A 25,456-nucleotide genomic window follows, 5' to 3' on the forward strand; every position below is an offset into this window, starting at 1 on the left:
AATGGTTTTTTATGACAAAAAAGAGCCGTACAGGACTACTCCTGTGGCGGCTCTGTATATTCTCTTGCTATCTTTTCTTCTATCGCTTCCAAAATGAAGGCGTTGCGACTCTTATCAAGTTGCTTAGCAACAGCATCAATCCTTTCCCTGTCGCCTTTTTTAACCCAAAGCTTTACTTGATCATAATTTGCGGCGTTGTACTTATCTTTTGCGCGTGTTGATGCCTTACCTTGCTGTTCCATGGTTATCCCCCCTTTGCTATAGGATACCACAGAAAATATACTGTTACCAGTATATAAAACTCTTGACTATATACTGGTACCAGTATATAATAGAAATATAAAGGAGGTGAACAAGATGAAGAAAAAAAGAAAGAAACAGCCGAAAGACAATCGAGTTGTACAAATCACACTGATGACTGCAATCATCAGCTTGATTAACTCGATAGTCACCCTCATCATCAACCTGAGACGCTAACTCAAGGGTCCGCTTCGGCGGACCTCCCTCAAGGGGTGCTGAAATATAAGGACTGCTGTTTCTTTCTTATTTAATATAGTATATCACAAAGGAGTTGGGATTATGAAGACCTCTAAAACTCTAACGGTATCAATGATCATAAGTGTTCTTGCGCTAGCAATAAGCACAATTTCCTTGGTGCTTGCGCTGCGCTAACCTTTACGAACACAAAAAAAGCCCTGCCTAAGTCAGCAGGGCTTTTACGTTATAACATTATTGGTAGCTTTGAATTCTATCGTTAACTATTTTGTAGTACTCTGGATCAATCTCAAAACCCTTGATCCGTCTCCCCGTCGACAATGCAGCTACTGCAACTGGACCACTGCCACAGAAGAAATCGGCAACAACCTCTCCTTCATTGCTACTGTTCCCAATAAGATGTTCCATAAGCTTAATCGGCTTTTCTGTTGGGTGAACGGTCTTATTGCCAGAGATTCGCGGCACTCTAATAATATCGGTTGCTTTCCTTGTGCTGATCCGCCTTACTTTCTGCTTGCCTTTCACCGCAAATAAGATAAATTCATGTTGAAACCGATACTGCCACCCCATGCCCATATATGCCTTATCCCAAACTATCGTATTCTTAATTGTGAATCCAACTTTCTCCGCCCACAGAGCCATAAGGGGATACATTCGCCAGTCAATGAAAATATAAATATGTCTTCCTGGTTTAAGAACCCGATACGCCTCTTTAAGCCACTGAAACGTGAAGCGCTGATATTCTCTCGCTGATAACTTGTCATTCGCAATGATAGAGAATCTCGGCTTCTTTGACTTGGTGAATGATGTCCCCCCGAAGCCAAGATTATATGGTGGATCTGTAATAATAAGATCAACGCTATTATCTTCTAAATATTGTTTTGCACCATTGATGCAGTCTAAGTTGTAAATCATAAAGTCACCTCATTATTTTATTGGAAACATATGTTCTAAATTTGGGTAAAAAAAACATCCACTAGCCAAAGCCAGTGGACAAATTCGTAAGCGTTTGGAAATTCATAAGCTTTTGTTCTTTACTTTTTGGAAACAATAAACGAAAGCCATGCAAGCTCAGATGTCTTCAATGTCTTTTTGTCGATCTTATCAAGCCAAGTCTTGTCATTGATCGTACCAGCTGTCAGGAGATTTTTAACCTGTGTTTGCAGCATTGTCCATTGATAATTAGTCAGTTCCAAAGTAGCGTCCTCCTTGGCATTTGGGGATTTTTTTTTGATTGTTACGTCTTCTTTATTGAACAGATCGAGTTCCGCCTTACGCCGTCTTACTAGACCAGCCAAAACATTGCCGCCGCCTTTGTTGTACTTAGTAATGTTCTGAGCGATCTCTGTTATCGTCCGCCCTACGCAAAGTTTTTTAAGGCTACCGTTGCCGCAGTTGTAGCAAAAACTTGTGAGTGCATCAAATTGATTTTGACTGAGCCACGCTGTAACCGGCACGTACGACGCATCATTAACATATGCCTCATACTTTGCCAGATCGGATAGAAGCATACTGTCAGCCTGTGCCTGCGTGATGGTCATACCTGCTTTAACATCTGGACCATAGTGACCCCATCCGATTGTCCAGTATGTTTCAGTAGGCACAGGCTTGTACGCCGTGAGACGGCAGCCCTCAAAAGACTTGATAAGGGAAATTCCCACTTGCGAAATTTTGCGACTCATTACTCATCACCCGCTTTACGAGACTGCTTGACCAGTTGGTTACCATATACAGCTACAGCACCACATAGGATGCCTTGTATAAAGCTTGTAATGACAAACCCTAACATCAGTACAGCAAATACGATGGCCATCAGCGTAACGATGTATACAATACTCCAATCTGGCACTTTCGGCGTTTTTTTCAAAACATAGCCTATGATCCAACAAGCTACAACGACAGCCATTAATTCGGGATTAATAAACTCCATAATTGCATTCCATTCCATTACAAATCACCTCTTCTATTTTCTTCAAATCGGTCAAGCCGCTTGTGATACGATTTAGAAGCCTCTTCAATACGCGTTACACGCTCTGAAAGTAAATCAAATCTCTGCCCCTGGGCTCGCTGCTCTAAACGCATATCATCCACGCCCCGTTTGATATACTCAACATCAGTACGAAGTGACGCACCATTACCAGCCTCTTGTGCAACATCCTTTTTAAATGCTTGGGTCTTCCCCGTCCAGCCCAAGACAACCCCACTTACTGCCGCAATCATTGCTACGATCGTTGTAGGCTCCACTCCCGTTTCCCCCTCAATATAAATAGCCCCCGGGAATCCCGAGGGCAAAATAAAAACGCCTACTATGTGGCGCTAGCAATTTAATCTATTCTTTTAGCTCTGCTGCGACATCCTCACGGATAATCTCCGGTACTTGCTCCAACTTCTTAAGTCCTTTACGGATCAAGCTTGCATATACTTTAGGCATTGTATTCTTCACCTCCCTCAACGGGGTCTGCAGGTGCTACGGGTTGTCCGGCAAGTACCAGCTCATAAAGCTCTGTGAGCGCCAATTGTGCGTCTGCCGCCTCATGTTTGGCAGTCTGTAACTCTTCATAATTTTCCGTAAGAGCAAGCTGCGCTTCTTGCAATTGGGTTTCAGTTTGATCAAGTCTTTCCAAGGTCTCTACAAGTTTCTTATTGGTTTGTTCTAGCTCCTGAACCGTTTTAGCACCTTCTCCCTCTACCATTTCGATACGTTTAATTAGCACCTCTGCTGGAACCTCGCCCGGATAGGTAAACTCTAAATCTTCGGTATCTGGATTAACACGGTAGCCATTACACTCCGCAAATTCTCGACGGAACTGACCGTATTTGAGCTTTACTACACCAATGGTATCGCGGACCCGTTCAGCCAGCGCCTTATATGTTGCAAAGTCCTGATCCTCGGTTGTCTCCACTACCAACCTACCTACCTGTTCACCCGTATTTACTACCACGTTTCCTGTTGCTTTTTCAAAGTATATTTTCATTCCGATTTCCATCATAAAACCTCCTTTTTATCTTAAAGCTTAACAACTAATATTAATTGCAAAAGAGATATACCTTGGATTAATTACCCCCATGCTTCCCATTCAAAGTCCGCACCAAACAAATTGTACGGAAATACTGGCATTGTGAACCCGCTTGAATTAACCACGATGCCCGGATTTTGAGAAAGCAAAGCCCTTTTACATCTGGCGGTATCATAAGAAGACATCACAACTTCGCCTATCGAGGCGATGTAAGTCGTAACCGTTTTTTGTCCTTGTGAATTTGTATACACTGCGGTAATGATTCTGGGGGTAAACCACAACCCTGTAACATTCCCCATATCCTGAGCGTATGACGTTCCGTCTGTATACTGAATGTTTACAGCTCCGCCTGTTTTACTAGACCTTCCTGAAGCATATTGTCTGTAACCAATACTTTGTAATTGCCCTACTGTAACCTTTAACTCTCCAGCCCCGGCTCCTCCCTTTCTATACCCTTCACGCGGATAACCCGCTAAGTCTCCGTTAGGCCATCTTCCCACTCCTATCGCTACATCATCACCAGATGTGATAACAGGAATGGAACCCTGAACTCCAAAAATAGATCTCGTAGACAAAATGCTTGATGGTACAAAATTGGGATCAACGGATAACAGTGTCCCAAATCCACCGGAATTAAGTCCAGAAGCATAGTACCCCGTCTGAGGTTCCATGACAAGGCTCCCTAATCCATCCCCTTTAGCTGACAAGGCTGTGGTATAGGTTAGGCTGTCTCCGGCTCTAGTTCTATCCGGCATTGTCCCGTTCACCAGTCCGTTATCTGTGCCTATCGTTTTTCCCGCCAGGACTTCCGCTGCTGTAGCTGTTCCATATTCACCCCCTTCACCCTGTAAGATAAAAGCCGTTCCATCGTATACAACCGTATAGACACCACCAAGAGCCAAAGGCGGGTTATTGCCATTTGGCTTTTTGATAGATTTAGCGCCTAGACCATTTACATTGAGTGTAACCGGACCTGTTGTAGCTGCATGTGCTTTAATGGTTACGCGTAAACCCGCTGTCAAGGCTGGAACTGCCGGATTAAAAGTAGCCGCCAGTGTTGGAGCAGTACCAGAGGTAACAGCATAGGCAAGTGTACCTTGTGTAACCTGCGCAGCAGAATATCCACCTACTGAGTCAGCATTGCCCCATGTTATAGGAGTAGAAAGAGCGCCGGAAATGCCTGTCTCAGACGTTATGACGCTCATCGTCCAATCTCCACCCAACCCAGTAGCTCCATTGTGAGAAGCCAATACTTCGGTTATCTCTATAGATGGGTATTGCCAGATAGTAGCAGTGTTCCCAAGAAGGATACAGCATTTACTACCATCATGAGCGAAACGTATGGACGAAAATGGTAAACTTGTTCCGCTATACGATACTACGGAAGCTGAAAGCATGCTCCATCCAGTAGAGAAGTTATAGCAACCAAGCGAAAGCTCCCATGAACCACGAGTAGAGTAATCAAATCCAGTTATTTTGATGTTCATCATGGCATTATTCCAAGAAACCGGGAGCGTTATTTTTAGTGTGCCTGTATTGTTCGCGCCGCCGTAGTAGTAAGAAGCCACATTGTTATATTTAACCGAAGAACCTCCATAGGTTCTTGATACAGCGCCAGTAAAGTTGCCACCAGCACTGGTAATAGTAGTTACCCAAGGGCTCCACGCGGTGCCCCCATTTCTGCTTCTGGTGTAGATAGTACCCGGTATGATGTCAATTATCTCTTGCTTGATATAGTTGGTTGTGGAGTCTGCTCTATACACAGACATAAGACCGTATGTTACAGGAGGTGCGTTCGTGATCCCGGTAGGCTGGTAGATGTTCCAAATACCGTTAGTGATGACCTTATTCAGGTCCGTGTTATTCGCTAGCAAAGCCCTCGTCATAAATATAGGGGAGTCATTGTAACCGCTCCACGCAGGAACCCACGGGTCCCATGCTCTCTCGTTAAGCTTACGGCGGACGTATGTCCCACCACCAGTAGCGTAGAACTTTTGCCATATCCAGTTCCCTACGTTATCATGTACTTCCTTGTTATTAATGATAATTTCCACATGCCCGTAATCGCCTACAGGGCTGTTTAACGCGGTGTTTGATACAGAGTAGACTCCCGCTGTTAGGGCTGCATTGAAGTCGGTTACTGTGGAGTAACCAGCAAACTCATTGTAGGTGTTTATTCGTGGAACTCGTGCCGCACTATCCAGTCCTGCGTATCCGTTAGCTACTCCTTTGGAAGCTGTCGTCTCTATTTCCTGCCAAGAAGACCATGTACCATTGTAGTAGTTTCTCGTGTACCGCTTAGGGGAGGTTGTTCCCGCAAGTGAGTAACAGTATATGTCCTGATTGAATCCGACTGCACCAGCGGTCTTAGTGACCCGTAAGCCGAAAGCTAAATTAGCTATCGCGGGTGGTATATTAAGGATCGTGCCCGCTACAGCGTTTGAATCACAGTGATAAGTACCTTCTCCAATGACGTCATTTAGGTTAGTGTCTGTTACTAGTCTTGTTGCCAACCTAGAAATGTTAGGGGATAGTCTAGCGTCCGGGACAAGCGCAGTTGCATCCAGACCCAAATACCCATTCGCGACGTTCTTGCGGCTAGCATTTTCTTCCTCGATCCACTCTCCCCACACGCTGTTATAGCACTCCCGAATGTAAGATCTCGGTACAGTAGCGAAAGTAGTAGCGCGTTGAAAGAGGATAGTATCCGGGTTCTGTGAGTGGGAGAAAACCTCGATGAAGAACCACGCTGTTGTGTTGTTCCCCGGTGCGTTTACAAGAGGGTAACCATCGTACTGCCCGTTGCGGTTAACTGTGTTTAGGTCCGTACTAGGGGCGAGACGGATGACCTTTCCGCTGTTATCAGTGAGCTTGTACTTCTGGAACTCCTGCCCGGACTGAAGCACGGTGTCGTCGGGAATTGTCTGTACTGCTACAGGTAGTGCAGTAGGTGCTGCGCCGCTGTAAACAGCACTCAGATTCCACGTTGGTGGCGCAGTAGGGCTCGCATGCTTTACAGATACAGCAAAGGCAATCGCAGCCCCTGGCGCATGTCGTGCTTCTATACTTATTTTCCAACGAGAGTTAGTGGCGTCCCAACTAATATCAGATATAGATATGTGCTGATTGATAAGACCCGTTACTTCTGGGTATTGCGTGCTCTGATAATTTAGGGTAGTAGCAGCAGCAGCAACCACATTAAAACGCTTCGTCATTTTACCAGCTGCGTTCACTGCATTCCAACTAGCCGTCACAGACACCTCAATGTAGCCTGACAATGCACCAGTTGTATATAAGTCAATTCTTTGATTAGCTACGCTGTTTGAGAATGAAAATCCAAGAACGCGTTCAGATATTCTACTAGATAACACATTACCATCTGAAACCGCCATTCTATTCGCATCTAAAGCTGTAACACCATTAGCCACATTTCTGTCGGTTTTTGGAATATATTTAGCGTCAGCAGTACCTGGCATAGTATTCCAAGCAGTACGCTCAGCGGCTGTGATGTGCCTTGTAGTGTCATCAACGTGCGTCTTAGTTGCAGCTAGTGTGATGTCTGGAGGATCAAACGGATTTGCCTTCCCTGTGATGGCTTTGAAGTACTTAGTAATCCATGAGAACCACTGAGTGATCGAACCTACTAAACCATAAGCTGTTGCTGTTGTAGGGTCTGCTGTGCGTGTACCCATAGCGGCATCTGTGACAGATCCTCCCGCGTAACTAGCAGAGGTGAGTTTAGGACCATCACCAGCAGCTCCTGTGTGTTTATGTCCTCCGGACGCGTCAAACTTAGCGTTAAATTCAGATTCTCTTGTAAATACCAAAGAATCATCTATTGTAGCTGATACATTTGACGCTGTACCAATTACCACAATGCAGTCAATGGTCTTTTCTATTACATTACTACCTCCAACAGCAGGTATATATTCAGCATCGGTTCCCGCGTTAGTATAGCAATATAGGATTTCTCCCTCATCAGGATCTTGAGCAAATACACCAATCTCCCGGAAGTAAAATCCTGTTGTTACGTCTTGATTTGATAGAACCGTACCAATGACAGCTTTGTTTGGTGGTTGCATTCTCAGTCGTGTTACAGGTAATGATTTTTTCTGATCAATAAGTCCATTAAGCAATAAAATAGACTGCCCACCGAGTTGACCACTCCCGACGGCAATCCTTGTGTAATTTAGCTTTGATCCGGCTTGGGCTTTTGACTGAAGCGTCCTGCCCTTGTTTGTTAGAGTAAAACTCCCAAATGCGCCCATTTATTCCCCTACTCTCATGATTTCGCCCATGTGCAAGGCTCCACCGAAATAGAATTCTAAATCTTCTGTTTGTGATATCGTGACCCTATCTAGTCTTGCAGAGAGACGTTTCACCGACTCTACGGCTCTGATAAATTCCTCTGCCCTGTCGTTAGTAACATCAGGGTTGTTAGTGACCACCTGAAAGTGAAACGGAGAGCCACCGTACTCAGACCACTCTTCTACCTTTCCCTCCCCAAACAGAATTGTAATTAGATCCTCAATAGCTGAAGGTGTGGCTTTTCGTCGATGGAACGGAATAGCATTAGCTACTAACTGTCTTCGCTGCTCAATCGGTAATTCCGGATCATAGTAATCAACATGATACTGCCAAGCTAGTTCGTCCGTTTCTGCACTCGTCCACTCAGATGATCGTCCGTAAATATCCAGTCTACGAATCTCACCAGTAACCGCCTGTAACTCTGAATCAAGTGCCGTAGCTGCAGCGACCATCGCCGGATCATTCGCAATACTTGGCGGGAGAATATCCAGTAGGCTAGCCGCTTGGATGTTAATCATCTACGAGCCCCCCATAGGTCAGTGTAGTAGCCCCCTCTTGCGCCACTTGAGTCGGCTGTATAGCTGAATAAGCTGGCGCTGTCACTATCACCCGTAACGCACCCGCTGCCATTACACGTGCGGTTAGCTCACTCGGGTTAATGTGTCTTCCCAATTTTGATTTTTGCCAAAGCTGATACGTAGTCACAGCAGCCGTAACAGCTGCCTGTATATTTGTTGACTCTGCCGCTCTACTTCTGCTGATGTAATAAGTCAGCACGGTATTGTAAGGTACTGCTGTTGGCGCTGCTACCGTCACCTTATCTGTCAGCGGTCGCACTCCTCTGTCTTCGAGCGTCTCCGAGACAGCGTCAAGTACATCCTGCCCTGGTATAACTCCACCAGACAACAGCGGTACAATCCGAACGGTTCCATCAGATGGAGAGTAAGCATATACATCCAGGATTGCTGCAGATGTGGACTTTGCCCAGAACTCATAAGCCCCTCGAGGCCCGGCAGTACTGTACGATTCTGGAGCTGTCCTTATTCGTTCCCGAAATGCCTCATCAGTCTCAGCTGCCGCCCCACCACTAGTTATCGTGGTATTGGTCACAGACTGGACAAATGGTAATGGATCTATCAGAACATTGATTTGACCGGGAAGATACCCGTTACCAACTACCCCAGCAGTCGAACACTCGCCTGTAACTACTCCCGTTGTTGCTCCTGCTGGAATCTCTAAATATTCAGTAGTAGTGAAAAAAATGGAACCATCTCCACCTTGTGCTCCAACACGTGTTCCTGATGTGATAGGCTTTGCAGATGCCAAGGGAATCGAAAGTGAAAATTCCAGTGTCGTAATAGCTGCAGATGCCTCCAATCGTTCAGAACCTTGAAATGCTCCCATATGATCTAGCACAACATTAGAAGCATTTCTAAGAAGATTACCCTTAGCCGTCTGGTTAATAAGTACTCGCTGCTGCACAATAATAGCTGCTAGAGAAGACAAAAAAAGCCTTACCGGATCGGCAGGCTGAAGAGTACTGTCAATTAAACCTTCGTACATAGTGATAATGTTTTGTTGTATGTCCGCCGCATCTTCAGCAACAAACTGTATCTCTGGTAGATCTACGTATTGCACCAAATTACGTTACCTCCTCTGTCAGTGTGTAACTCACTACAACCGCTACACGCCCTGTCAAAGCGTCCGTGATTTTTCCGTTAAAAGATACATCAATGAGTTGCGCTCGCGGTTCCTGCTCAGCAATAGCAGCGTAAATCTCGCCAGTTAATCTTGCTTGTGCGATTTGATAAGGCTCATCAACTAAACTGTAGTCGATCCCAATATCTCGTGCCAGTGGTGCGCTACCGAGAGGAGTGGATAATATTGTTCGGATGTTCTGAGCCACTTCCTCCGCTTTGCTCACTGGCGCAAAATTGATTGTTGATGGCTGAGTCATATCAACGGTATAGATCATTTCACATACTCCTCCAGCGTAATGTTCACGTTTGATGCGAGAACATTACCAATGTTGTCCAGGGTTTCCCAAGCTTGAGACATGTCTGTAATTATCCAAAGCCCAGTTCCTACACCCTTACGTCCAATTATCAACGGTAGCGCCTTGCCTGCCCTACCCAACTCAGTAAGTCGGTCCAGCTCTTTTCGGGGATTCAGTCCGAGCCGCGCATCTAACTGCACCGAAAACGACACCGAGTCAATTCCCGGTCCTAGCCACTCCTTTTTAGGCTTTTTGCCGATGATATCATGCTGTGCCCAACGTCCAGCAGTATTACGAGTGAACTCGTCAATCGTTCGCGTAGCTCCTTCTGAAACAACGAAAGTCACTGGACCAAGACTGCCAATCTTGGACATTACATAATTTTGGCTTCCCATGTCTTACCCTCCACTCGTTATCTTGCCAGTTACGGTTAGATTACCATCAATCTTTACGCCGCTAACTGCTTTGAGGTTAAGAGTCTTAGTTGCACGGTCATAGTAGGCGTAGCTACCGTCTTCAAACCATATACCCCGCTGATCTATTGTCCCAGGTGTCTTGTCCTCTGATCCGTAATAAGTGCCTAGACAATAACCCGAATTACGGATGTTATCCAAAAAGACACATAGCACAGTTTCTCCAGGCAGTGGTACGGCGTTTCCTCGCCCCCAGCCTCCGCGCGTAATAACAGGAAGCTCGCCAGATACCAAATCATCACGATCTGGGAAGGCAACTCTCACACTTCCAGTTGCTGCGTTTGATGTCGATACTTGACCTATCACAATCATACTACCACCCCAATACTTTTCTGATTTCTAGGTCAGTTGTGAACCCACTACCGCCTATAGCGTGATTGACAGATACGATAATATATTTACCATCAAATCGCCCCCAACCCTTTATGTTGATCGTCAAACCTGCTGCCATGCGGATATCACCCATAAGGCTTAAAGTCCCTCTTCCCGCCTCCTTGTTTTTCTCTCGCAGTCTTTTTCGACCTAACTTGAGTGCTGCTGCCTGAGAATCTGCTTGCTCGTTAATCTTTAGTATAGGTCCGCTTTTGGGAGCTCCCGGCGGTGTATAGGTCACTTTTACAGTCTTTTTAGACTTACTGTTTGTATAAGACACTTCACACGCACGATAAGCTGTATAAGCCGTTCCCCATGAGAATCCATAACCTTTTACGTTATCCTCTCCGCGTATAATCGTTGCAATTGCTTGTTTTTTCTCATAAACAGACTCATCGAAGAGCACAAGAGATCCGTTAGATACTTTAATCGCAATTCCTTCCTTCGTCGCTGTTTCTAACAGAAAAGCAAGATCAGATAGTTGAGACTGCTCAAGCCGATCATAGGAAGGATTATCTATAGCTTCATAAAGAAGCTTCAGCCCTGCACTTTTTGCAACCTGCGTAGCGACTGTCTTCAACGCTACCTTTTCCCAACTTCGCGAACGTTTTTCTTGCCTAATATCCGAACTGACAGGCAATGATATAGCTTTAATAGCTACTGTATCTGGTGGTCCCTTAAAATCAAAAGAATCAACTTCAAATGAGCCAAGGGGAAGTTTTTTAATCTCGCCCGGACCATCCCAGTTAATTGTACGAATCTCACCTGTAATCCGATCACCTTCAGTCGGTGACCAAGGACCCTGCCAGTTCCGTTCTCTGTCTTCCAAAGTAATAGAGAGATTATCAAGCGTACCTGGAGCCGCATCGTTAAACTGAAAATCAGTTAATGCTTTGGCGATGTCCTTCGTAACATCCTTGCCGTTGTATGATAACACTAGCACTGCTCTGCGAGCGTCTTGCATTAGTTCCATATTAGTTCTCCCTACGCCACGGAGGAAGCGTCTCAGAGGCATCTGCTGGCATATCTGGCACAACTAAGATTACATTTCCTGAAAATACAACAGTTCCTACATGCTCGGGATTTGCGTTAATAAGCAATGTCATTAACTTTTCATTCTTGTACAACTTAAAAGCGATACCATCCCAGGTATCGCCTTGAAGGGTTCTATATGTGGTGGTCATTGAAAACTCACCCGCCTTTGCTGTTGAACGATTTCATTTAAGCGCCGCTCCAAAGCGTTATTCGCTTGCTTTATCGCATCGTTTACCGATTGCATGATGGATGGATCGACCCCTGGGATGGTAATCGTCGGAGCGTTGTTCACCTGAATTACCGTTTCACCTGAGTTACTGTTATAACCCATTAAATCATTAGCCATATCGAGTAAGGAGCGAGATCGTTGCTTATTGTTAATTGGGATTGCGATTTCTGGACCAGCCTCACCAAAAATACTAGGCTTTGTCGCAATACCTCCTTCCGCATATTGATCCATTCGAAATTGTTTAGGCAATAGAGAATTTGTTATATCTGTTACGTTTTTGGATGCTTCCGGCAAGTATTGACCAGTATGTTTGTACAAAAATTCGATGTTTATTTTTTTCTCCGAAGGAATCAAATTCATTTGGTCATTAAGATCTTTAGCCGCAGAAACTGATTGATCAAACTTGGCCTTTCCTTCGTCAGCTAAACTTCCAAATTTCTGTGCATATTCCCCTAACGTCCCCCCCAGATTTAACTCTATTAATTGCCTTTGCTTATCGTAGAGTTCCTGGTAACTCTGCTTTGTGTCATCTAATTCTTTGGATGCGGTTATTAAAGTATCAAGAGCATCTACTTGCTCTGAAGCTAATTGGTTAGCGTAGGAATCTAATCCATTCAAGTCTGTTGAGCTATTGATAAATATGCCAACTGCTTCGCCAGCTTCCTTCGCCTTCTGAACCAACTCATCAATTTGCTTTTTCTGTTCTTCAGTTCCGGGCATCATCATTAATCGCTCAAACTGCTCTGAGTATTCTTTAAACTTAGGTATAGCCTCAGATATGGCATCAGTTTGGGCTTCTGCTGCAGCGACTTGATTTTCCAAATCTTTAATTAAATTAGTAGTATCGGGTAACTTTTGTTCAGCTTCAGCAATTTCCTTTTCAAGCTGTAATTTTGCTAACTTTTCATCGGCATCAGCTATTTCTTTAGCGAGACCCGCCTTTTCACGAAGCTTTCCATTCTCAATATCATATTGACTAATAGTTGTCGGATGCAGCTCCTGCAATTTTTTTGTTATTTCTTCCATTCTCTCTTGCTGTGCTGCCAACTCTTCAGAACTATTTGCGCTGTTACCTATTTTTTGGGATAACTGATCATATTCCCATATTAGTTCATTTGTAAGCTTAGCCTTATCCTTTGTTTCCTGGTACTGTTCACCTGTCTCTTTGAGTGTTTCGCCCATATGAATTAGTTCTTGTCTTGCGTTCTCCTGATGTTTCTTATAAGCCAAAACACCTAAAGAAAGAGCAGCTACACCAGTAACAGCAAGTCCAACAGGATTAGTTAATAGCGCCAAAGCTTTTGTGAAGCCTCCTGCAGCCCCTCCAGCTCCGTCAGCCGCTGTCGTAATTGTCCCAAAACCCTTAACGATTTTGGTTACAGACTTACCAATCAACGCCGCTGGTGCTGCAAGTGCAATGGCTTTTAATATTTCGGTATTATCGCCCATCCAGTCAGCAATACCTTGAAGTGCTGGCATTAAGTCCTCACCGATTGGAATTACAAGCTCAGTCATGAGTTGCCTTCCCACTGCCTGAAAGTCTTTGCTTAAGGTATCGTATTTAACCTTAGCTACCTCTTCCATCGTTTCTTTAGTCATATCAAACTGTTTGCGTGCTGTTCCTAAAGCGAGGACCGTTTTGGATTCCATATCCTCAAACTGCGTCCCAAATAAAGCAACCGCGATTTGACTACGGTAGATAGGATCTTCGATTTCTTCCAGCTTTACAATGATCTCTTCCATGGCTTGGCGTCCAGTAATCGAACCATCAGTTATGCCGTCAAAGATGCGGTTACCGCCCCCGAGATACATCTGCAGATCCTTCATCGCCTTTTCTGCAGTAGTTCCACCTTTTGTGAAATCCTTTAGAAGAACTTCTGCAGTTTCCTTACCTTCTTTTTTCATCAGCTCCATGTATTGAGCCGATTTTTTCCCGCCTTTAACAAATGCTGTGACCCACTCATTGATATCTTCTGGCGCAAACAGAGCATATATAGCATCGTTTGTAGATTTTGAACCATCTTTAATCCGAATCCCGAACTCTTTTACAACGTCACCGACTTTATCCAGATTAAAAGCGCCGTTTTCAAGCCCTGCTGCAAATACATCAAACATTCCTTCGGCATCATAACCAAGAGTTTTAAAGTAGACACTGTACTCATTGGCTGTATCAATCAGTTCGTCAGACTTATTAAGTCCATTCTGCGCTCCTTGAGCCAAGAGGTTGTATGCTTGCTCTGAGGTTACACCAAAGTTTCTCATCATTGTGTCTGATGCCTTGATACTTTGATTAATATCCTCACCAAACACATCTCTAAACACAATAGCGTTCTTAGTCATACTTTCTAACTCATCACCCGTAGCCTGTGACACTTGCCGAACTGTTGCAAGGGCAGCTCCCAGGTCGTTGAAATCCTCGCCAAGACGATCATTATAAAGGAATTCAGCGCTATCCTTCATCGCAAGCATTTCTTCTGCAGTTACACCAGTTGCAGCCTGAAGCTGAGCCATAGCATCAGACTGATCAGCAATGGTCCCTACGATATTTTGCATACCGCCAGCAGCACCTTGAATCAAGGCAAATGCTCCTGTATACTCACCCACTTGTCGCAGTGTATCACCAAAGCCACCAGCACTATCCCTCAAATCTCGTAAAGAATCATCTGCTCGATCTGCATCACGCCTTACATCGTCCAAATCTCCTCGCCGAGACATTTCCCTTAATGCGCGTTCTAGTTCCTCAATATGGCGCTCAGCGTTGCCCATGGATTGACGGAATGAGGGGTCCATGAGTCCATTTAGCCGAAAGGCAATATCATATTCTCTACTTCTTCCTGCCACGGTCTATTTACTCCCCTTCCGTTTCCGTAATCTATTTACCCGCTCCACCGAGTCCCTGAGTTCATCAAGTGGCAAGCTCAAATAGTAAGAGACTGGTGTATAGGTAATCATGGCTAAAGAGACAGCGAGGTCTTTAATTCCCTCACTGTCTCCACAGCCTACAGCAGCAAAAAATTTCTAGCCCTCAATGTCAACGCAGTAAAATCCTTTGCTTTGGATGCAAGAACTAAGCTAACGTGCACACCAGCAGCCTTAGCAACTACATATGCTTGATATACCTTGTCTAACTCAGGAGAAAAGGAAATAGCGCCTTTCTGTTCTGCGCGATATTGCCGATCACACGCGATAATATCGTTTCCTGACATATCATCGAAATTAAGGGTAATTTCTTTAACCTCTTGCCCTTCAAATGTAAACGGCTTGGCAAAGGTATATACCTCTGCTGCACCTTGTGTTTCTTCTGACATTCCATTTTCCTCCTCAAATTCCCAAGCCTTTGGGATTTATATTTTATAACGCAAGATTGGCTCGTGTTTGGGCCTGATAATCTCGTCCCAGCACCTTGAAGATGTAATTTAATTTATCGACTTCAAGTACTTCCTCGCCATCAATCAAAACTTTAAGATAACTAATGGAGAACGCGGTTGTTGAACTCATAGCCGTTGCAGCCTCAAGCCCCCCTAATCCACCACTCAACGGACGTCCGCGAACAGTAATTTTAAGTGCCGATTCCTTATATTCATTCGTGGCAGTATCGAATTGTTGAATGGAGGCTCGAAGGTCAAGAGCATGAACGACCGGAGCTAAGAGTTTTAGAGAAGCTTTCTCCACGACATTCCAGTTCAGCGTAAGCGTCATTGCGCTGGTTTGTCCTGGGGATGGAGCGTCGATTTCCCCCGAAATTCCGGCTCCCTTAATCGTTTCAGACAGGAACGAAATTTCAGGAAGGTCAGCCGTAGCTGTCCCCAAGTATTCCGTTCCGCTCAAAAACACGGAATAGTCTATAACCCGTTCAGATCTTTTTGGCATGTGTGCTTCTCCTTTCTACGCTGCGTACATTGCAGCTAGGTAAGTTGTGTCATATTCAAGCAAGAAATCAATTTCCTGTGCTGGTCCTGGCGGCGTAATATATACATGGAAAGCGATTTTCCCAGACATCAAGCTCGTTACAGGATTCTCGGATTCTAAGAATTCCACGCGTCCACCTAGCAACGCACCGGATGCAGTCAATCCATTAAGCCAAATGTTGATGGAATCCGTAACAGCAGCGATCAGACGTTTATTCATCGGGTCATCAACCTTTTGCATGTAGGTCAGAATCAGGCTATTTCCAATCCAGTTAAACATACGGCGAATCGGGATAAAACTATCTTTTGGATCTGTTACACCTGGAAACGCTCCGGTGTAGTTACCCCACGACTTCCAACCGCTTACTCCAAGATTCAATGCAGTCATTATGCCTAGACCGTTAAGATAACTAGCTTGATCAATCCCCAGAAAAATGTCTTTTCCGCTAGCTAGTGCAGTTCCATCCGCTTGAAGTGATTTATTCGATGGAGAGGCAAACGGAATACCGCCATTTGCCGCGTCTGTCGCTGCAATTAGTCCGGCAAGTTGAGTAGAGTAATGAAAAACCTTATCTCCCAGTGTAAGTAGAGGATAGGCTGGAATTTGTAATGGTCCAGTATAATTGTTGTCCGACTTCCAAACTCCTGCGTCAGTGTATGGCTGTGCTGGGTCAATGTCGGTCAAAGCCATTGTCTTAAAATTGCCGTTAATGTTACCTGATTTAGCTTTCATTACGGCTGCCACTGTTGGTTTATGTGACCAACCCGGAGCAACCAGCAAATCAGGTAGAATACCAAAGCGTGGGTATACCTGATTCACTAATTCAAATCCAGTATAGGAACCGTCAAGCGTTACCCCACCAATAATGTCGTCTACGTCAACGGTTGCAGGGTTGAGTTTGTCATACCCCACTTGTAATGATGCAATTGCTGCCCCGATATCACCACTTGCCTTGGTGGTGATAACCACATGCCCAGCGTCATCAAAAGCCGCTGTATAATCTTTATCTTTGAGAAAGTTTTTGGTCCCATCCGAGGACTTAACAGTCAGTGTTGGAAGCATTACGCCGCTGACAGCTAATGTAGCCACTCGGTTTGCAACGGTTATAGCACCCGGCTCTACTGTTGTCTTGTGTGTGGCTGGGTCAAGCACGTTGACCAGGATCATTGGAGCCATCGCATACAAAGCAAAATGTGAGTAAATAAGTTCGCATAGCGTGTAATCCTTCCAATTGTCCGAGTAACCAAGCGCTGCTACTGCCTCCGCATACGTATGGACAAGTACGGGAGTGTTCGCGGGCACCGCTGCTGACGCCAGATTGATAGGCGCTGTACCTACTGCGAATGGAATACCACTGCTCGCCTGTGTTGGAGCAAGTACGGATGTGGCTTGCTCTATAATGCTTATACCGTGTTTAAATGCCATTTTTTTAGTTCACTCCTTTCAAAATCGCTTGATAGGCTACATATTCAGCTGTACCAGTTTTGCCAATACGTTCTTGTACCTCCGACATAATGTCTACTGGCACAATTAATTCTTCTACATCCGGCAGCTCCTCAAGCAGTGGTTTTAAATACTCCGGAATACCACCACGAAATACGGTGGATTGTAGCAGACGTCCACCTGGGAGATTCGGACCTAAATAAATGCAGGTAGGACTCTGCTTTTCTACCTTTACAGACGCTTTAGGTGCACTCTCAGGTTTACTCTTGGCTGCTTCTTTAACATCACTCATAAGTGTTTAACCTCCTGTCTAATTTGCGGAAGTGTCCAGGTTGTCACCGCTTGGCAAATCCATTGCGGTTCCGGCTGGTCCTCTAAAAACTGCCACTTCCAATTCGATTCAATCCGGAATTTTTTATCTATAACCCGTTGCCTCATCAGCAATATACGGACCCGCTCCATGAGGTTCAGCACATCAACAAAGCCGGAATCATCATCGGACTGTGTCCCAAACAATAATTTAACTTGAGCTCGGCTTTCTTTATCGTCGCTGTCACCCTCCATGGGGCGAACAATAATAAGAGGGAATACTGGATCATCCCGGTTTTCGGCAGTCTTGCTCGGCAACGCTCCAAGATGAACCGCTGGAATCGTCGCCGCCTCGTCGGCCAGTTCTTTTTTTAAAAACTCCTTGATTGCCATCATCAACATGACTGGCGTCATGACGTTCCACCTCCTAAACGGCGGTTAAGCTCATGCTCCAGCCGTTTGTCCATTTCTTCAATGGCCACATTCTCCAGGTACTCAGTAACTTCTAGATTATTGAGCATGACTGGCACTGCCGGACCATATAATTCCTCCACGGGTAGGCGGCGACGTGCGCTACGTCGGAAGACTCCGATATGCCCGTTTCTCATACGAGCGAGAAATGCACCATCCACTTTCTTGTTACCTCCTGCACGCTTAACCGCAGCTTTTAAGGCACGCGGACGTTTGGAGGAAAGTGCCTTAGGATTTGTTTTGAACTGCATCAGAGGAATGTTACCGCCCTTCCAGCGGAGTTCGCTGGATAGATTGCTGACGCTACCCCGCTTGAGCACCACCTGATCTGTAACCGCCTTGGACTTCACGATGTACGTTTCCTTTGCTTTTCGGCCAGATTCAGTTTTTAGACGTTGAGAGGTCCGATTGAGCGCCGAATAAAAGGATTTGCGTACATCTGTATCCAATGACCCCACCCTTCTTAGTGCCTCTCGGATGCCTCTTGCCTCTGCCTGAACATCTATCATGCAATGTTCGCCTCCAATGAGATCGTAAGCATGCCCATATCGTCACCTACGCGGTCCACGCGGTACCGCTGACCGTTAATAACCATCATTTCGTTAGGCTCTGGGATGTACCCTAATTCTGCCTCACTCACATATAGCACATGAGTAACCAAAGATACCCCCTCGGCATATGCCAGGGGGTGATCACTGTTGATGGCTTGATCAAGTACAGCAGTAACTTCTTTTTTGTCGATAACAAAAGTGTCTGCAAATTCTTCGCCGTTAAGGAACACGCCGATATCTTGGGAAACGTAATCTTTGAAGCTAACCACGTTTAGATCCACGCTGTGATTTTGAGTCTTCAGACAAAGCATCTACTTCGTCCTCCGGTTTTTCTTCTTCGCGCTCTTCCAGATGCCCCATTTCTTGTAGCTGCCGAGTGAGTTCCAAAGGTAAACGTCCCCTAACATCTTCACCTACTTCAAACAATCTGCCCCCATAGTTTAGTGGTTCTTTTAAAATCAACACTATTCTCCACCCCCTGGAGCTACGCCAGCATTTTTAAACAAACCTCGGGAATCCAGCAGCGTTACACCGTAATCAAAATAGATACGGAAATCCATACCCAACCGATCAAAAGGAATGTCTGTTTCTAGGGTCGGTTCCTCTTGACCACGTAGATAAGTTACCTCCACAGTATCTGCAATGTTCGCATCAGCAGCTAGATACCAGGCGGTAGAAGAGTATTGATCCAGCTCCGCATCCACAATCACCTCATACGAATTCCGGAATACGTTAACCACACCGCTATGAGCTCCCGCCGGATCAGCTTCAGAACGCAAGTATTGTACGGCTGCAGTCTCCAACTCTGCTGGAGAAAGTAAATACTTTGGAGCGATATTGAGTGTAGAAATGCCCCGCTGATCCTTCTGTGTACGCATTTTTGTACGGGCTTCACTCATAGAGACAGTATTAATCACGCTTGCCGTCCCCAAGTTATTATGATCTGCATGGAATAGGTTCTTGTTATCAAAAATCAGTGGATTGGATGCCAATAGCTGATAAACAAGTTTGTTTACACCACGCTTAGCCGCAATTACGTAAGCAGCAGGCACCCGGGACAACATGCTCAAATCATCATTAATAAACGCTTCTCGGGTAAAGCCCCACCGTTTGGAGTATGTCAGCACTGCTTTTGTGACCTTTTCGTCTTTCATCGCAGTATCATAAGGGATAACTCCATTTTGCGATGTCAGCTCCAAGTTCCCAGCTTCGGAAATGCGGTAATGTTCTGCTGCCTTAAAATCGGAGTTGCTACCCTTCCCGGTCCAATACTGGAATGTGGTTGGGGCTTCTTGGTATGACTGAGACAGCGTTTTATTGGCGGCATTGGAGATAATGCCTTGGAAAGTAGTATCTGGGCTCAGCGCACGCTTCAGCAGTTCTTCATCACGCAGCAGATGGGCTCCAGATTCACCAGCGCGAATCAAGCATTCGACAGCCAAGTCACGCAAGCGCAAACCGCGTAGCTCCATTGCCCCCGCTGCTGGTTTTGAAACTGTACGCGCCGCCCGTAACAACAATGCATCCGTTGCTGCTGCCCGGAACTTGTCTTGATCTTCCGCTCCTACCTGAATGGCTGACCGCTGTGGCGCTTTGTCCGCGATCTGTTTCTGGAGAATCGCATCCTTCACTTTGTCCACGGTGCTGCCGTCTTCAATATATGGTGTTGCGTCCATATCGAAGTTACGGCATAGGGAATTGATTTCTGTGACCCGGGACCGTTCTGCTGTCGCCCCTTGTTGTGCAGATAATGCTGGATCAATTCCAGGTGGTGCAGCTGCACGTTGTCCCTCTCCTTCTGGTGGTGTAGGCGTTCCAGCGCCGCCGCCAATTCCTGCTCCCGCATCTGGTGCATACATTAATCCCTGTGCGGCCAAAGCCAGCATTTTAAGTCCCTTCATTCCTTCATCCTCGCTCTCATTTTGGTTATAACTACGCCCAACACCAACGGATGGATCTGCCGGAGTTGGTTCAATACTGATTTCAAATGGTTGCCACTTAAGTGCCACGTAAGCAGGTCCAGCATGGCGACCATTGGCAGACACTTTTCCGGCTTTAACTTCCTCCCATGAAGATACTTCGTACCCTACAGATACTCCCTTGATGATTCCTTTTTTCACCTTCTGGAATACCTTGTCACTGTCCTCATCATCATCAAACTGGACTAATGCCCTTGCCTTACGTTCGTTGTCGTCCACCCATACCTTTTGAATAACTCCAATCGGCATATTGCCGTATCTAGAATTACGGCCATGTGCAAATAACAAAACCCCGACGTCGGTTAACCTCTGTAGGTCAATCGCTCCGGGGTCATGGCTTAAAATTTCACTACCGAAATAGCGTTCATATGGTGCTTCCGACGAGAACGAAAGCTCAGCAGTACGATCTTCTTCATTAATGCTATCTTTGCTGAAGGTCAGCGTACGAGATAACTGATTCTCAGGCGGTCCAGCAGCTCTATGCAGCGTCGTCGGAAGACTCTTCTTCATCGTCGTCCGGACTCTCTTTCTCATTAGGTTGTTCCTCCTTTCCTGACCGTTCCCCGATCAGCTCATTAATAAGATTAATCTCTGCGGCACGCTGTACCACCACATCCCGCCAATCCTCACCCCGCTCCGCACAAATACGGGCAAGCGTATCCTGGTTAGAGTCAAGCGCCGTCTTATTAGCGTCCGCTTCCTTTTTCGGATCAATCCAGGTACTGCCCGGCGGAACCCACACATGAGCAGTGTAAATGCTCTTTTCCTTCGAGTATCCCGGGAGATCAATCTTCCCTTTCAAGTACATGGATTCCAAAAATTCCAGATATACGGGCCGCAGCACACGATCAATGATCATTTTCTGCAACTTTTTATACAGTTTACGATCTTCAATCAGTCCCTGCCGGGCTGAGGAATAATTAACTTGTGACAAATCCCTCGAGACCGCTTCATAACTTAATCCAAGACCAGCGGCAATCATGCGGACCAGCGTCGTAATAAATTCCTTGGTATTGGATGCTTGACCTGTTGGTATGACCGTCTGTACCTCGTCACCTGGATTTAGCTCTCCAATCATTCCAGGAGAAAGCGACACTCCACTGTAATCAATCTCTTGTCCGCCTCCGCTCCGGACACCACGACCCAATCCACTCTGCGGTGTACTCTTCTTAATAAATACGGACATGCAGGCAAGCACACGCTCTTTAATAGATACCGCTTCAATAAATTGGTTGGCATCCTTGATGCGCGGCAAGGCTGTAACGAGCTTGGATATTTCCCTCACTTGTCGCGGATCGGTCTTCTCGAAAAGAAAAATTACATCTTTTGCCGGAATGCGAACCGTTTCTGCCGGGTTCATAAAATAACCATCCGATACCTTTTTGAAGTGATAAGCTACCGGACGATTGTAGTCATCTAGCTCAATTCCCTCTACAATTCGTTTACCCTCACTTGGTTGAACTAATGAATTCAGCTCGTCAACCGATCGGATTTGCAACTTAAATGGATACTCACTGTCCTTGACATAAACTTTGACGATACAAATTCCGCCATCAACATAAAAGCGCCGAATTATCATATCGGCCATCTCTTCCAGAGATTGAGTCCCTGTGATATCAATGTTTTCCGCCTTACAATATTCCTTCCAAAGATCTTCAATGTTCCGATTGATCTCGCCTTGAGTGTTCCCAAGAACAGTATGAGGGACTTTAGCCTGCAGCATGATTCCGGTCCCGGTCACATTACGCTGAAAAGCCTGCAGAATCCCCCCAGCAATATCGCTATTGTGTTCTAAATCCTGTGCTCTTGCGCGGATTAAAGCACGTTCGCCCCGCTTCTGCTGTTCATTTGGAGAAGCAGACGGGTTCCAGCCTTGATTGAGCCGCCCACGCCCCCCTGCATCGAATACGCTCATCCCATTACGCCAAGCCAAACGCTTATAGGCCCACCGTGGGCTTACCGTCGCAATAGATCGGTCTAACCAGTTCAGTTTGTTCACCTCCCTTCAAAATACGCGACGCGGAAAATACCGCCGCCGCCTTCAATGGCGCTAATTTCCTTTTCTAGCCTTGTCCGCTCTTCATAAAGCCGCCCAAGATCCGGCCTCTTAATACTGCGGCTGCCAATACGATATTCCTGTGCACCACCGAGTATAGCGCTGATTGCCTTTCGCACTTCTACCAGCTGTTCACGGAGTAAAGCTAACCGTTCTTCTTCCGTCATAACCACGAATCACCCCCTTGTAACCAAGACTTTTTACTCTCTGTCGGCTTCTCTGTCTGAGGCTTGGGTGCCTCTTCCGGCTCTTCATACCGCATATACCGGATACCCAAACAATCAGCAGCAAAAGCAGCGTACACTTCGCAGTCAAGATAGTGGTTATCGGCATGGGCTGTTTTCGGGCGCCACACCTCTACTTCAACACGCCCCCGCTTCTCCTTGACCTTCTCCTCAGCGGTGACTTGCTCCGCATATTCCAAATCACAATCTTCATATACAAACCATCCACCAGTTTCATCTGGCTTGCGGACCAAACGATTCGAAATGAAATCTTTATAATATCCGCCATCAACCAGGTACAGGGATATTCCATACATCCCCTTTTCCTCCCGGTCAATCTTTGTCAGCTTGTACTTTGCTGGCAATGGATTGTTTGCACCCTTAATAGAAACGGCCCATTCGCTATTTTTAACACAAAAATCATAGGTGTCATCAGCGTTATAACCCGAGTCAACCGCACAAAGGTTAACGAAATACTCCGTTCCGTCCCGGCTGCAATAAGAAATGTTCATCACATCCTCGACTTGTGGCCATGTTTCAACGACACCATGTCGGATATTGTGACTCGTCATGCCCTCACTCCAAGCACGGATCGAATAATAAAAACGATCCTTCTGAACATCCACACCTCCGGTTAGCAAAATAGTCCTGTCTGGAACAATCCCTTCGTCATATCCGCTAGTTTTGTCCAGCACCTTATCGCTATTTAGTTTGATTTGAGTGTTTTCCCAAGGCTCCGCCAGCCAGCTATTAATAAAGTTCATCAGCTCTTCAGGAACGCGTTTGGATGTAATGAATTCAGAAGCAACGTCTCCGAATCTAACCCATGGGCTATATATTGCATTCATCCAGAATCCAGTTTTTCGCTTTCTCATGGTAAAACCTTCTGGTGTTCGCCATTCGCCAGCGCGCAACATGGTTGGCTTGTGTGCATCACGTATAATCCCATTACAGCTTTCACATTCATAATAGGCGGTAGCCTTGATATCCTCCGGTTCAAGCGCCTTGTCAAACCTAATTTGCTTGAACTTGAACGTGTGAAACTGACCGCAGTGCGGACATGGAACGTAGTATTGCAGCTTGACGTCTGCCCCTTCCCATGCTTGCCAGATCGGACCATTACGCAATGTCGGCGTCGAGGTCTGCATGATTTTTTTATTGAAGGGAAAGGTCTTCGTCCGCTCGCGAGCAAGCGATCTCGGGTCAGCTTCTTTACCAGCTGTTCGCGGGTACTTATCCACCTCATCCATGAATAAAAACCGAATTGGCCTACTGGAAAGGGATGCAGGGCTGTTCGCCCCAGCGATAACGGCGTACATCCCATCAAACTGCAGCTCCAGATCCTTACTCTGATTGCTATGGAATCTCTCCTGTAGTGCCGGACTCAGCTCCATCATTGGTTGCAGCCTATTCTCAGATGTGAATTTGGCTAATTCAATATGCGGATAAACAACAAGGGCAGGGTTAGGGTCCTGAGCAACCACGTAACCCAACATGTTATTTAGGCATTCAGTCCCTCCGACCTGCGTAGGTTTAAGGAAAATAATCTCCTCCACGCGAGGATCTGTAAAAGAATCCATGATTCCGCGAAGATATGGTGTCCGATCAGTGGACCATTGCCCCGGTTCAGCAGCACTTTTGCTGTCTAAAACTCTGTACCGATCAGCCCATTCAGAAACTGTTAACTTTTCAGGTGGTCGAAGAACCTGGAAGGCTGATGCCAGCCAATCCGGCCATTTACTTTTTGCCTTTTCTGGCACTGTAAACACCCCTGACGGACATCTGCAGAAGGACTGCATTTGTCGTGTCATTGATGTTTTGTTCAATGACGCGCACCTGATCCGGATCAACGAATGGTGCAATCTCCATTGCAATCCGTCGGCTGTAGCCAGTCATAGAACGCTTCAACGTTGTAAAGAAACGTTGAAGTTCACTGACAACTTCTTCCCGAGGGATATATTCACCCTTGGAAATAGCATTCTTCAGCTCTGCCGCTTCCGCTTGCTGCTCCTTTAATTTCGCCTCATAGTGAAGCTTCTTCCCCGCTGTCGTCTTTGGTGTGGCTTCATCTTCATCCTCGGAATCCGAGGTTCCACGATAGTTCTGCACCCAATCAAAACACTCTTTTAGAGGGTACCAACCATTGGCAGCTTTAGGCATTCCCAACTTGACCCACTGTGCAAGTGTGTTCCGGTGGACCCCAAACAGTTCAGATGTGTACGACGCGCTGATACATAAGGTTTTATCAATCATTTTCACTATGGAATCCAAGCCAAAAACACCCCCTCAAGATGCACAGTGCACAGTGATTTTTTTCAATAAAAAATAGTCAAAGATCGGGCTCACACGCACCCGCACCCTACCCCCGCCCCGGGAAGGACCCAAAAGCTAATTTTTACTAGTTTTTAGCAAATCCGCAGGGATTCTGAAGGCTGAAGCAACCTCGCGCTTAACCGCATTCAACTGCATCTGATACAACCACGCATCGCGCGCGTGTTCACCGTCTATCTTCATAGGTTGAGAAACTTCCGTACGGCCAACCGATGCTGTTTTCACAATGGTTAATTCGAACTCCTTGTGATTCGTCAC

Annotated in this window: 30 protein-coding genes; all 30 read right to left on the reverse strand. The window is 45.9% G+C overall.

What is annotated here, in order from left to right:
* Positions 1-35: 35 nt before the first annotated feature.
* The 30 genes from MKZ09_RS31660 to MKZ09_RS31805 all read right to left on the reverse strand — a co-directional run bounded on the left by MKZ09_RS31660 (position 36) and on the right by MKZ09_RS31805 (position 25,456).
* A complete protein-coding gene (locus tag MKZ09_RS31660) occupies positions 36-242 on the reverse strand; it encodes a transcriptional regulator (protein ID WP_076208693.1) in 207 nt (68 codons plus the stop codon).
* 487 nt (positions 243-729) lie between these two features.
* Complete coding sequence (locus MKZ09_RS31665) at positions 730-1,410, reverse strand: DNA-methyltransferase (RefSeq protein ID WP_341041708.1); 681 nt, start codon at positions 1,408-1,410, stop codon at positions 730-732.
* A 119-nt stretch (positions 1,411-1,529) separates the two neighbouring features.
* Positions 1,530-2,177, reverse strand: a complete 648-nt coding sequence (locus tag MKZ09_RS31670) for a lysozyme (RefSeq protein WP_341041710.1) — start codon at positions 2,175-2,177, stop codon at positions 1,530-1,532.
* Entirely contained in the window at positions 2,177-2,443 is a 267-nt protein-coding gene (locus MKZ09_RS31675; protein ID WP_076316789.1) for a phage holin family protein, read from the reverse strand. Before MKZ09_RS31675 ends, MKZ09_RS31670 begins: the two co-directional genes overlap by 1 nt.
* Positions 2,443-2,739, reverse strand: coding sequence for a hypothetical protein (locus tag MKZ09_RS31680; RefSeq protein ID WP_076106565.1), 297 nt, complete (start codon positions 2,737-2,739; stop codon positions 2,443-2,445). The genes MKZ09_RS31675 and MKZ09_RS31680 overlap by 1 nt, the downstream gene beginning before the upstream one ends.
* Positions 2,740-2,824: 85 nt before the next feature.
* Entirely contained in the window at positions 2,825-2,926 is a 102-nt protein-coding gene (locus MKZ09_RS31685; protein ID WP_254848733.1) for a CD1375 family protein, read from the reverse strand.
* Entirely contained in the window at positions 2,919-3,485 is a 567-nt protein-coding gene (locus MKZ09_RS31690) for a hypothetical protein (protein WP_218643163.1), read from the reverse strand. The genes MKZ09_RS31685 and MKZ09_RS31690 overlap by 8 nt, the downstream gene beginning before the upstream one ends.
* Positions 3,486-3,553: 68 nt before the next feature.
* Positions 3,554-7,780, reverse strand: coding sequence for a phage tail-collar fiber domain-containing protein (locus MKZ09_RS31695; protein ID WP_341041711.1), 4,227 nt, complete (start codon positions 7,778-7,780; stop codon positions 3,554-3,556).
* Positions 7,781-8,338: a phage tail protein I gene (locus MKZ09_RS31700; RefSeq protein WP_076208752.1), complete on the reverse strand. Its 558-nt coding sequence runs from the start codon at positions 8,336-8,338 to the stop codon at positions 7,781-7,783.
* Positions 8,331-9,458 carry a baseplate assembly protein gene (locus MKZ09_RS31705; protein WP_076208754.1) on the reverse strand — a complete coding sequence of 376 codons (1,128 nt, stop codon included), beginning with the start codon at positions 9,456-9,458 and terminating at the stop codon, positions 8,331-8,333. Before MKZ09_RS31705 ends, MKZ09_RS31700 begins: the two co-directional genes overlap by 8 nt.
* 4 nt (positions 9,459-9,462) lie before the next feature.
* Positions 9,463-9,795, reverse strand: a complete 333-nt coding sequence (locus MKZ09_RS31710; RefSeq protein WP_341041712.1) for a GPW/gp25 family protein — start codon at positions 9,793-9,795, stop codon at positions 9,463-9,465.
* Positions 9,792-10,211: a phage tail protein gene (locus MKZ09_RS31715; RefSeq protein ID WP_256719353.1), complete on the reverse strand. Its 420-nt coding sequence runs from the start codon at positions 10,209-10,211 to the stop codon at positions 9,792-9,794. Before MKZ09_RS31715 ends, MKZ09_RS31710 begins: the two co-directional genes overlap by 4 nt.
* 3 nt (positions 10,212-10,214) lie before the next feature.
* Complete coding sequence (locus MKZ09_RS31720; protein ID WP_076208750.1) at positions 10,215-10,601, reverse strand: hypothetical protein; 387 nt, start codon at positions 10,599-10,601, stop codon at positions 10,215-10,217.
* A gap of 1 nt (position 10,602) precedes the next feature.
* The gene (locus MKZ09_RS31725) at positions 10,603-11,634 is read right to left on the reverse strand and encodes a phage late control D family protein (RefSeq protein ID WP_341041714.1); all 1,032 of its coding nucleotides are present in this window, start codon (positions 11,632-11,634) and stop codon (positions 10,603-10,605) included.
* Between the two features lies 1 nt (position 11,635).
* Positions 11,636-11,845 carry a tail protein X gene (locus tag MKZ09_RS31730; protein WP_076278828.1) on the reverse strand — a complete coding sequence of 70 codons (210 nt, stop codon included), beginning with the start codon at positions 11,843-11,845 and terminating at the stop codon, positions 11,636-11,638.
* Positions 11,842-14,766 carry a phage tail tape measure protein gene (locus MKZ09_RS31735; protein ID WP_341041715.1) on the reverse strand — a complete coding sequence of 975 codons (2,925 nt, stop codon included), beginning with the start codon at positions 14,764-14,766 and terminating at the stop codon, positions 11,842-11,844. The genes MKZ09_RS31730 and MKZ09_RS31735 overlap by 4 nt, the downstream gene beginning before the upstream one ends.
* Positions 14,767-14,924: 158 nt before the next feature.
* On the reverse strand, positions 14,925-15,233 hold the full coding sequence (locus MKZ09_RS31740; protein WP_341041716.1) for a phage tail assembly protein: 309 nt from the start codon (positions 15,231-15,233) through the stop codon (positions 14,925-14,927).
* 43 nt (positions 15,234-15,276) lie between these two features.
* Positions 15,277-15,795 (reverse strand): phage major tail tube protein, encoded by a 519-nt coding sequence (locus MKZ09_RS31745; RefSeq protein WP_076208732.1) that lies wholly within the window; start codon positions 15,793-15,795, stop codon positions 15,277-15,279.
* Positions 15,796-15,810: 15 nt separating this feature from the next.
* Positions 15,811-17,259: a phage tail sheath family protein gene (locus MKZ09_RS31750; RefSeq protein WP_341041717.1), complete on the reverse strand. Its 1,449-nt coding sequence runs from the start codon at positions 17,257-17,259 to the stop codon at positions 15,811-15,813.
* A gap of 4 nt (positions 17,260-17,263) precedes the next feature.
* Entirely contained in the window at positions 17,264-17,569 is a 306-nt protein-coding gene (locus MKZ09_RS31755; RefSeq protein WP_081393466.1) for a hypothetical protein, read from the reverse strand.
* Positions 17,566-18,000 carry a hypothetical protein gene (locus MKZ09_RS31760; protein ID WP_076106928.1) on the reverse strand — a complete coding sequence of 145 codons (435 nt, stop codon included), beginning with the start codon at positions 17,998-18,000 and terminating at the stop codon, positions 17,566-17,568. The genes MKZ09_RS31755 and MKZ09_RS31760 overlap by 4 nt, the downstream gene beginning before the upstream one ends.
* Complete coding sequence (locus MKZ09_RS31765; protein WP_076106926.1) at positions 17,997-18,566, reverse strand: phage tail protein; 570 nt, start codon at positions 18,564-18,566, stop codon at positions 17,997-17,999. The genes MKZ09_RS31760 and MKZ09_RS31765 overlap by 4 nt, the downstream gene beginning before the upstream one ends.
* Positions 18,563-18,919, reverse strand: coding sequence for a hypothetical protein (locus tag MKZ09_RS31770; protein WP_179090045.1), 357 nt, complete (start codon positions 18,917-18,919; stop codon positions 18,563-18,565). Before MKZ09_RS31770 ends, MKZ09_RS31765 begins: the two co-directional genes overlap by 4 nt.
* The gene (locus tag MKZ09_RS31775; RefSeq protein WP_076208785.1) at positions 18,870-19,073 is read right to left on the reverse strand and encodes a hypothetical protein; all 204 of its coding nucleotides are present in this window, start codon (positions 19,071-19,073) and stop codon (positions 18,870-18,872) included. Before MKZ09_RS31775 ends, MKZ09_RS31770 begins: the two co-directional genes overlap by 50 nt.
* Positions 19,073-21,121: a prohead protease/major capsid protein fusion protein gene (locus MKZ09_RS31780; protein WP_341041719.1), complete on the reverse strand. Its 2,049-nt coding sequence runs from the start codon at positions 21,119-21,121 to the stop codon at positions 19,073-19,075. The genes MKZ09_RS31775 and MKZ09_RS31780 overlap by 1 nt, the downstream gene beginning before the upstream one ends.
* Positions 21,066-22,586 (reverse strand): phage portal protein, encoded by a 1,521-nt coding sequence (locus tag MKZ09_RS31785; protein ID WP_143767412.1) that lies wholly within the window; start codon positions 22,584-22,586, stop codon positions 21,066-21,068. The genes MKZ09_RS31780 and MKZ09_RS31785 overlap by 56 nt, the downstream gene beginning before the upstream one ends.
* Positions 22,583-22,810, reverse strand: coding sequence for a hypothetical protein (locus tag MKZ09_RS31790; protein WP_076208744.1), 228 nt, complete (start codon positions 22,808-22,810; stop codon positions 22,583-22,585). Before MKZ09_RS31790 ends, MKZ09_RS31785 begins: the two co-directional genes overlap by 4 nt.
* Entirely contained in the window at positions 22,807-24,627 is a 1,821-nt protein-coding gene (locus MKZ09_RS31795) for a phage terminase large subunit family protein (RefSeq protein ID WP_076208743.1), read from the reverse strand. The genes MKZ09_RS31790 and MKZ09_RS31795 overlap by 4 nt, the downstream gene beginning before the upstream one ends.
* Complete coding sequence (locus tag MKZ09_RS31800) at positions 24,605-25,138, reverse strand: hypothetical protein (RefSeq protein WP_256719352.1); 534 nt, start codon at positions 25,136-25,138, stop codon at positions 24,605-24,607. The genes MKZ09_RS31795 and MKZ09_RS31800 overlap by 23 nt, the downstream gene beginning before the upstream one ends.
* A 117-nt stretch (positions 25,139-25,255) precedes the next feature.
* Complete coding sequence (locus MKZ09_RS31805) at positions 25,256-25,456, reverse strand: hypothetical protein (protein ID WP_143767411.1); 201 nt, start codon at positions 25,454-25,456, stop codon at positions 25,256-25,258.

The sequence above is a fragment of the Paenibacillus sp. FSL R5-0908 genome (genome assembly GCF_038006245.1).
Lineage (GTDB): Bacteria > Bacillota > Bacilli > Paenibacillales > Paenibacillaceae > Paenibacillus_AQ > Paenibacillus_AQ odorifer.

Excerpts from the sequence above, each read along its gene's own strand:
- MKZ09_RS31790 (WP_076208744.1), bottom strand. The coding sequence starts at position 22,810 with ATGACGGAAGAAGAACGGTTAGCTTTACTCCGTGAACAGCTGGTAGAA.
- MKZ09_RS31670 (WP_341041710.1), bottom strand. The coding sequence starts at position 2,177 with ATGAGTCGCAAAATTTCGCAAGTGGGAATTTCCCTTATCAAGTCTTTT.
- MKZ09_RS31700 (WP_076208752.1), bottom strand. The coding sequence starts at position 8,338 with ATGATTAACATCCAAGCGGCTAGCCTACTGGATATTCTCCCGCCAAGT.
- MKZ09_RS31710 (WP_341041712.1), bottom strand. The coding sequence starts at position 9,795 with ATGATCTATACCGTTGATATGACTCAGCCATCAACAATCAATTTTGCG.
- MKZ09_RS31685 (WP_254848733.1), bottom strand. The coding sequence starts at position 2,926 with ATGCCTAAAGTATATGCAAGCTTGATCCGTAAAGGACTTAAGAAGTTG.
- MKZ09_RS31660 (WP_076208693.1), bottom strand. The coding sequence starts at position 242 with ATGGAACAGCAAGGTAAGGCATCAACACGCGCAAAAGATAAGTACAAC.
- MKZ09_RS31760 (WP_076106928.1), bottom strand. The coding sequence starts at position 18,000 with ATGACGCCAGTCATGTTGATGATGGCAATCAAGGAGTTTTTAAAAAAA.
- MKZ09_RS31720 (WP_076208750.1), bottom strand. The coding sequence starts at position 10,601 with ATGATTGTGATAGGTCAAGTATCGACATCAAACGCAGCAACTGGAAGT.
- MKZ09_RS31740 (WP_341041716.1), bottom strand. The coding sequence starts at position 15,233 with ATGTCAGAAGAAACACAAGGTGCAGCAGAGGTATATACCTTTGCCAAG.
- MKZ09_RS31730 (WP_076278828.1), bottom strand. The coding sequence starts at position 11,845 with ATGACCACCACATATAGAACCCTTCAAGGCGATACCTGGGATGGTATC.
- MKZ09_RS31745 (WP_076208732.1), bottom strand. The coding sequence starts at position 15,795 with ATGCCAAAAAGATCTGAACGGGTTATAGACTATTCCGTGTTTTTGAGC.
- MKZ09_RS31750 (WP_341041717.1), bottom strand. The coding sequence starts at position 17,259 with ATGGCATTTAAACACGGTATAAGCATTATAGAGCAAGCCACATCCGTA.
- MKZ09_RS31665 (WP_341041708.1), bottom strand. The coding sequence starts at position 1,410 with ATGATTTACAACTTAGACTGCATCAATGGTGCAAAACAATATTTAGAA.
- MKZ09_RS31765 (WP_076106926.1), bottom strand. The coding sequence starts at position 18,566 with ATGATAGATGTTCAGGCAGAGGCAAGAGGCATCCGAGAGGCACTAAGA.
- MKZ09_RS31715 (WP_256719353.1), bottom strand. The coding sequence starts at position 10,211 with ATGGGAAGCCAAAATTATGTAATGTCCAAGATTGGCAGTCTTGGTCCA.
- MKZ09_RS31695 (WP_341041711.1), bottom strand. The coding sequence starts at position 7,780 with ATGGGCGCATTTGGGAGTTTTACTCTAACAAACAAGGGCAGGACGCTT.
- MKZ09_RS31755 (WP_081393466.1), bottom strand. The coding sequence starts at position 17,569 with ATGAGTGATGTTAAAGAAGCAGCCAAGAGTAAACCTGAGAGTGCACCT.
- MKZ09_RS31675 (WP_076316789.1), bottom strand. The coding sequence starts at position 2,443 with ATGGAATGGAATGCAATTATGGAGTTTATTAATCCCGAATTAATGGCT.
- MKZ09_RS31770 (WP_179090045.1), bottom strand. The coding sequence starts at position 18,919 with ATGCTTTGTCTGAAGACTCAAAATCACAGCGTGGATCTAAACGTGGTT.
- MKZ09_RS31725 (WP_341041714.1), bottom strand. The coding sequence starts at position 11,634 with ATGGAACTAATGCAAGACGCTCGCAGAGCAGTGCTAGTGTTATCATAC.
- MKZ09_RS31690 (WP_218643163.1), bottom strand. The coding sequence starts at position 3,485 with ATGATGGAAATCGGAATGAAAATATACTTTGAAAAAGCAACAGGAAAC.
- MKZ09_RS31780 (WP_341041719.1), bottom strand. The coding sequence starts at position 21,121 with ATGAGAAAGAGAGTCCGGACGACGATGAAGAAGAGTCTTCCGACGACG.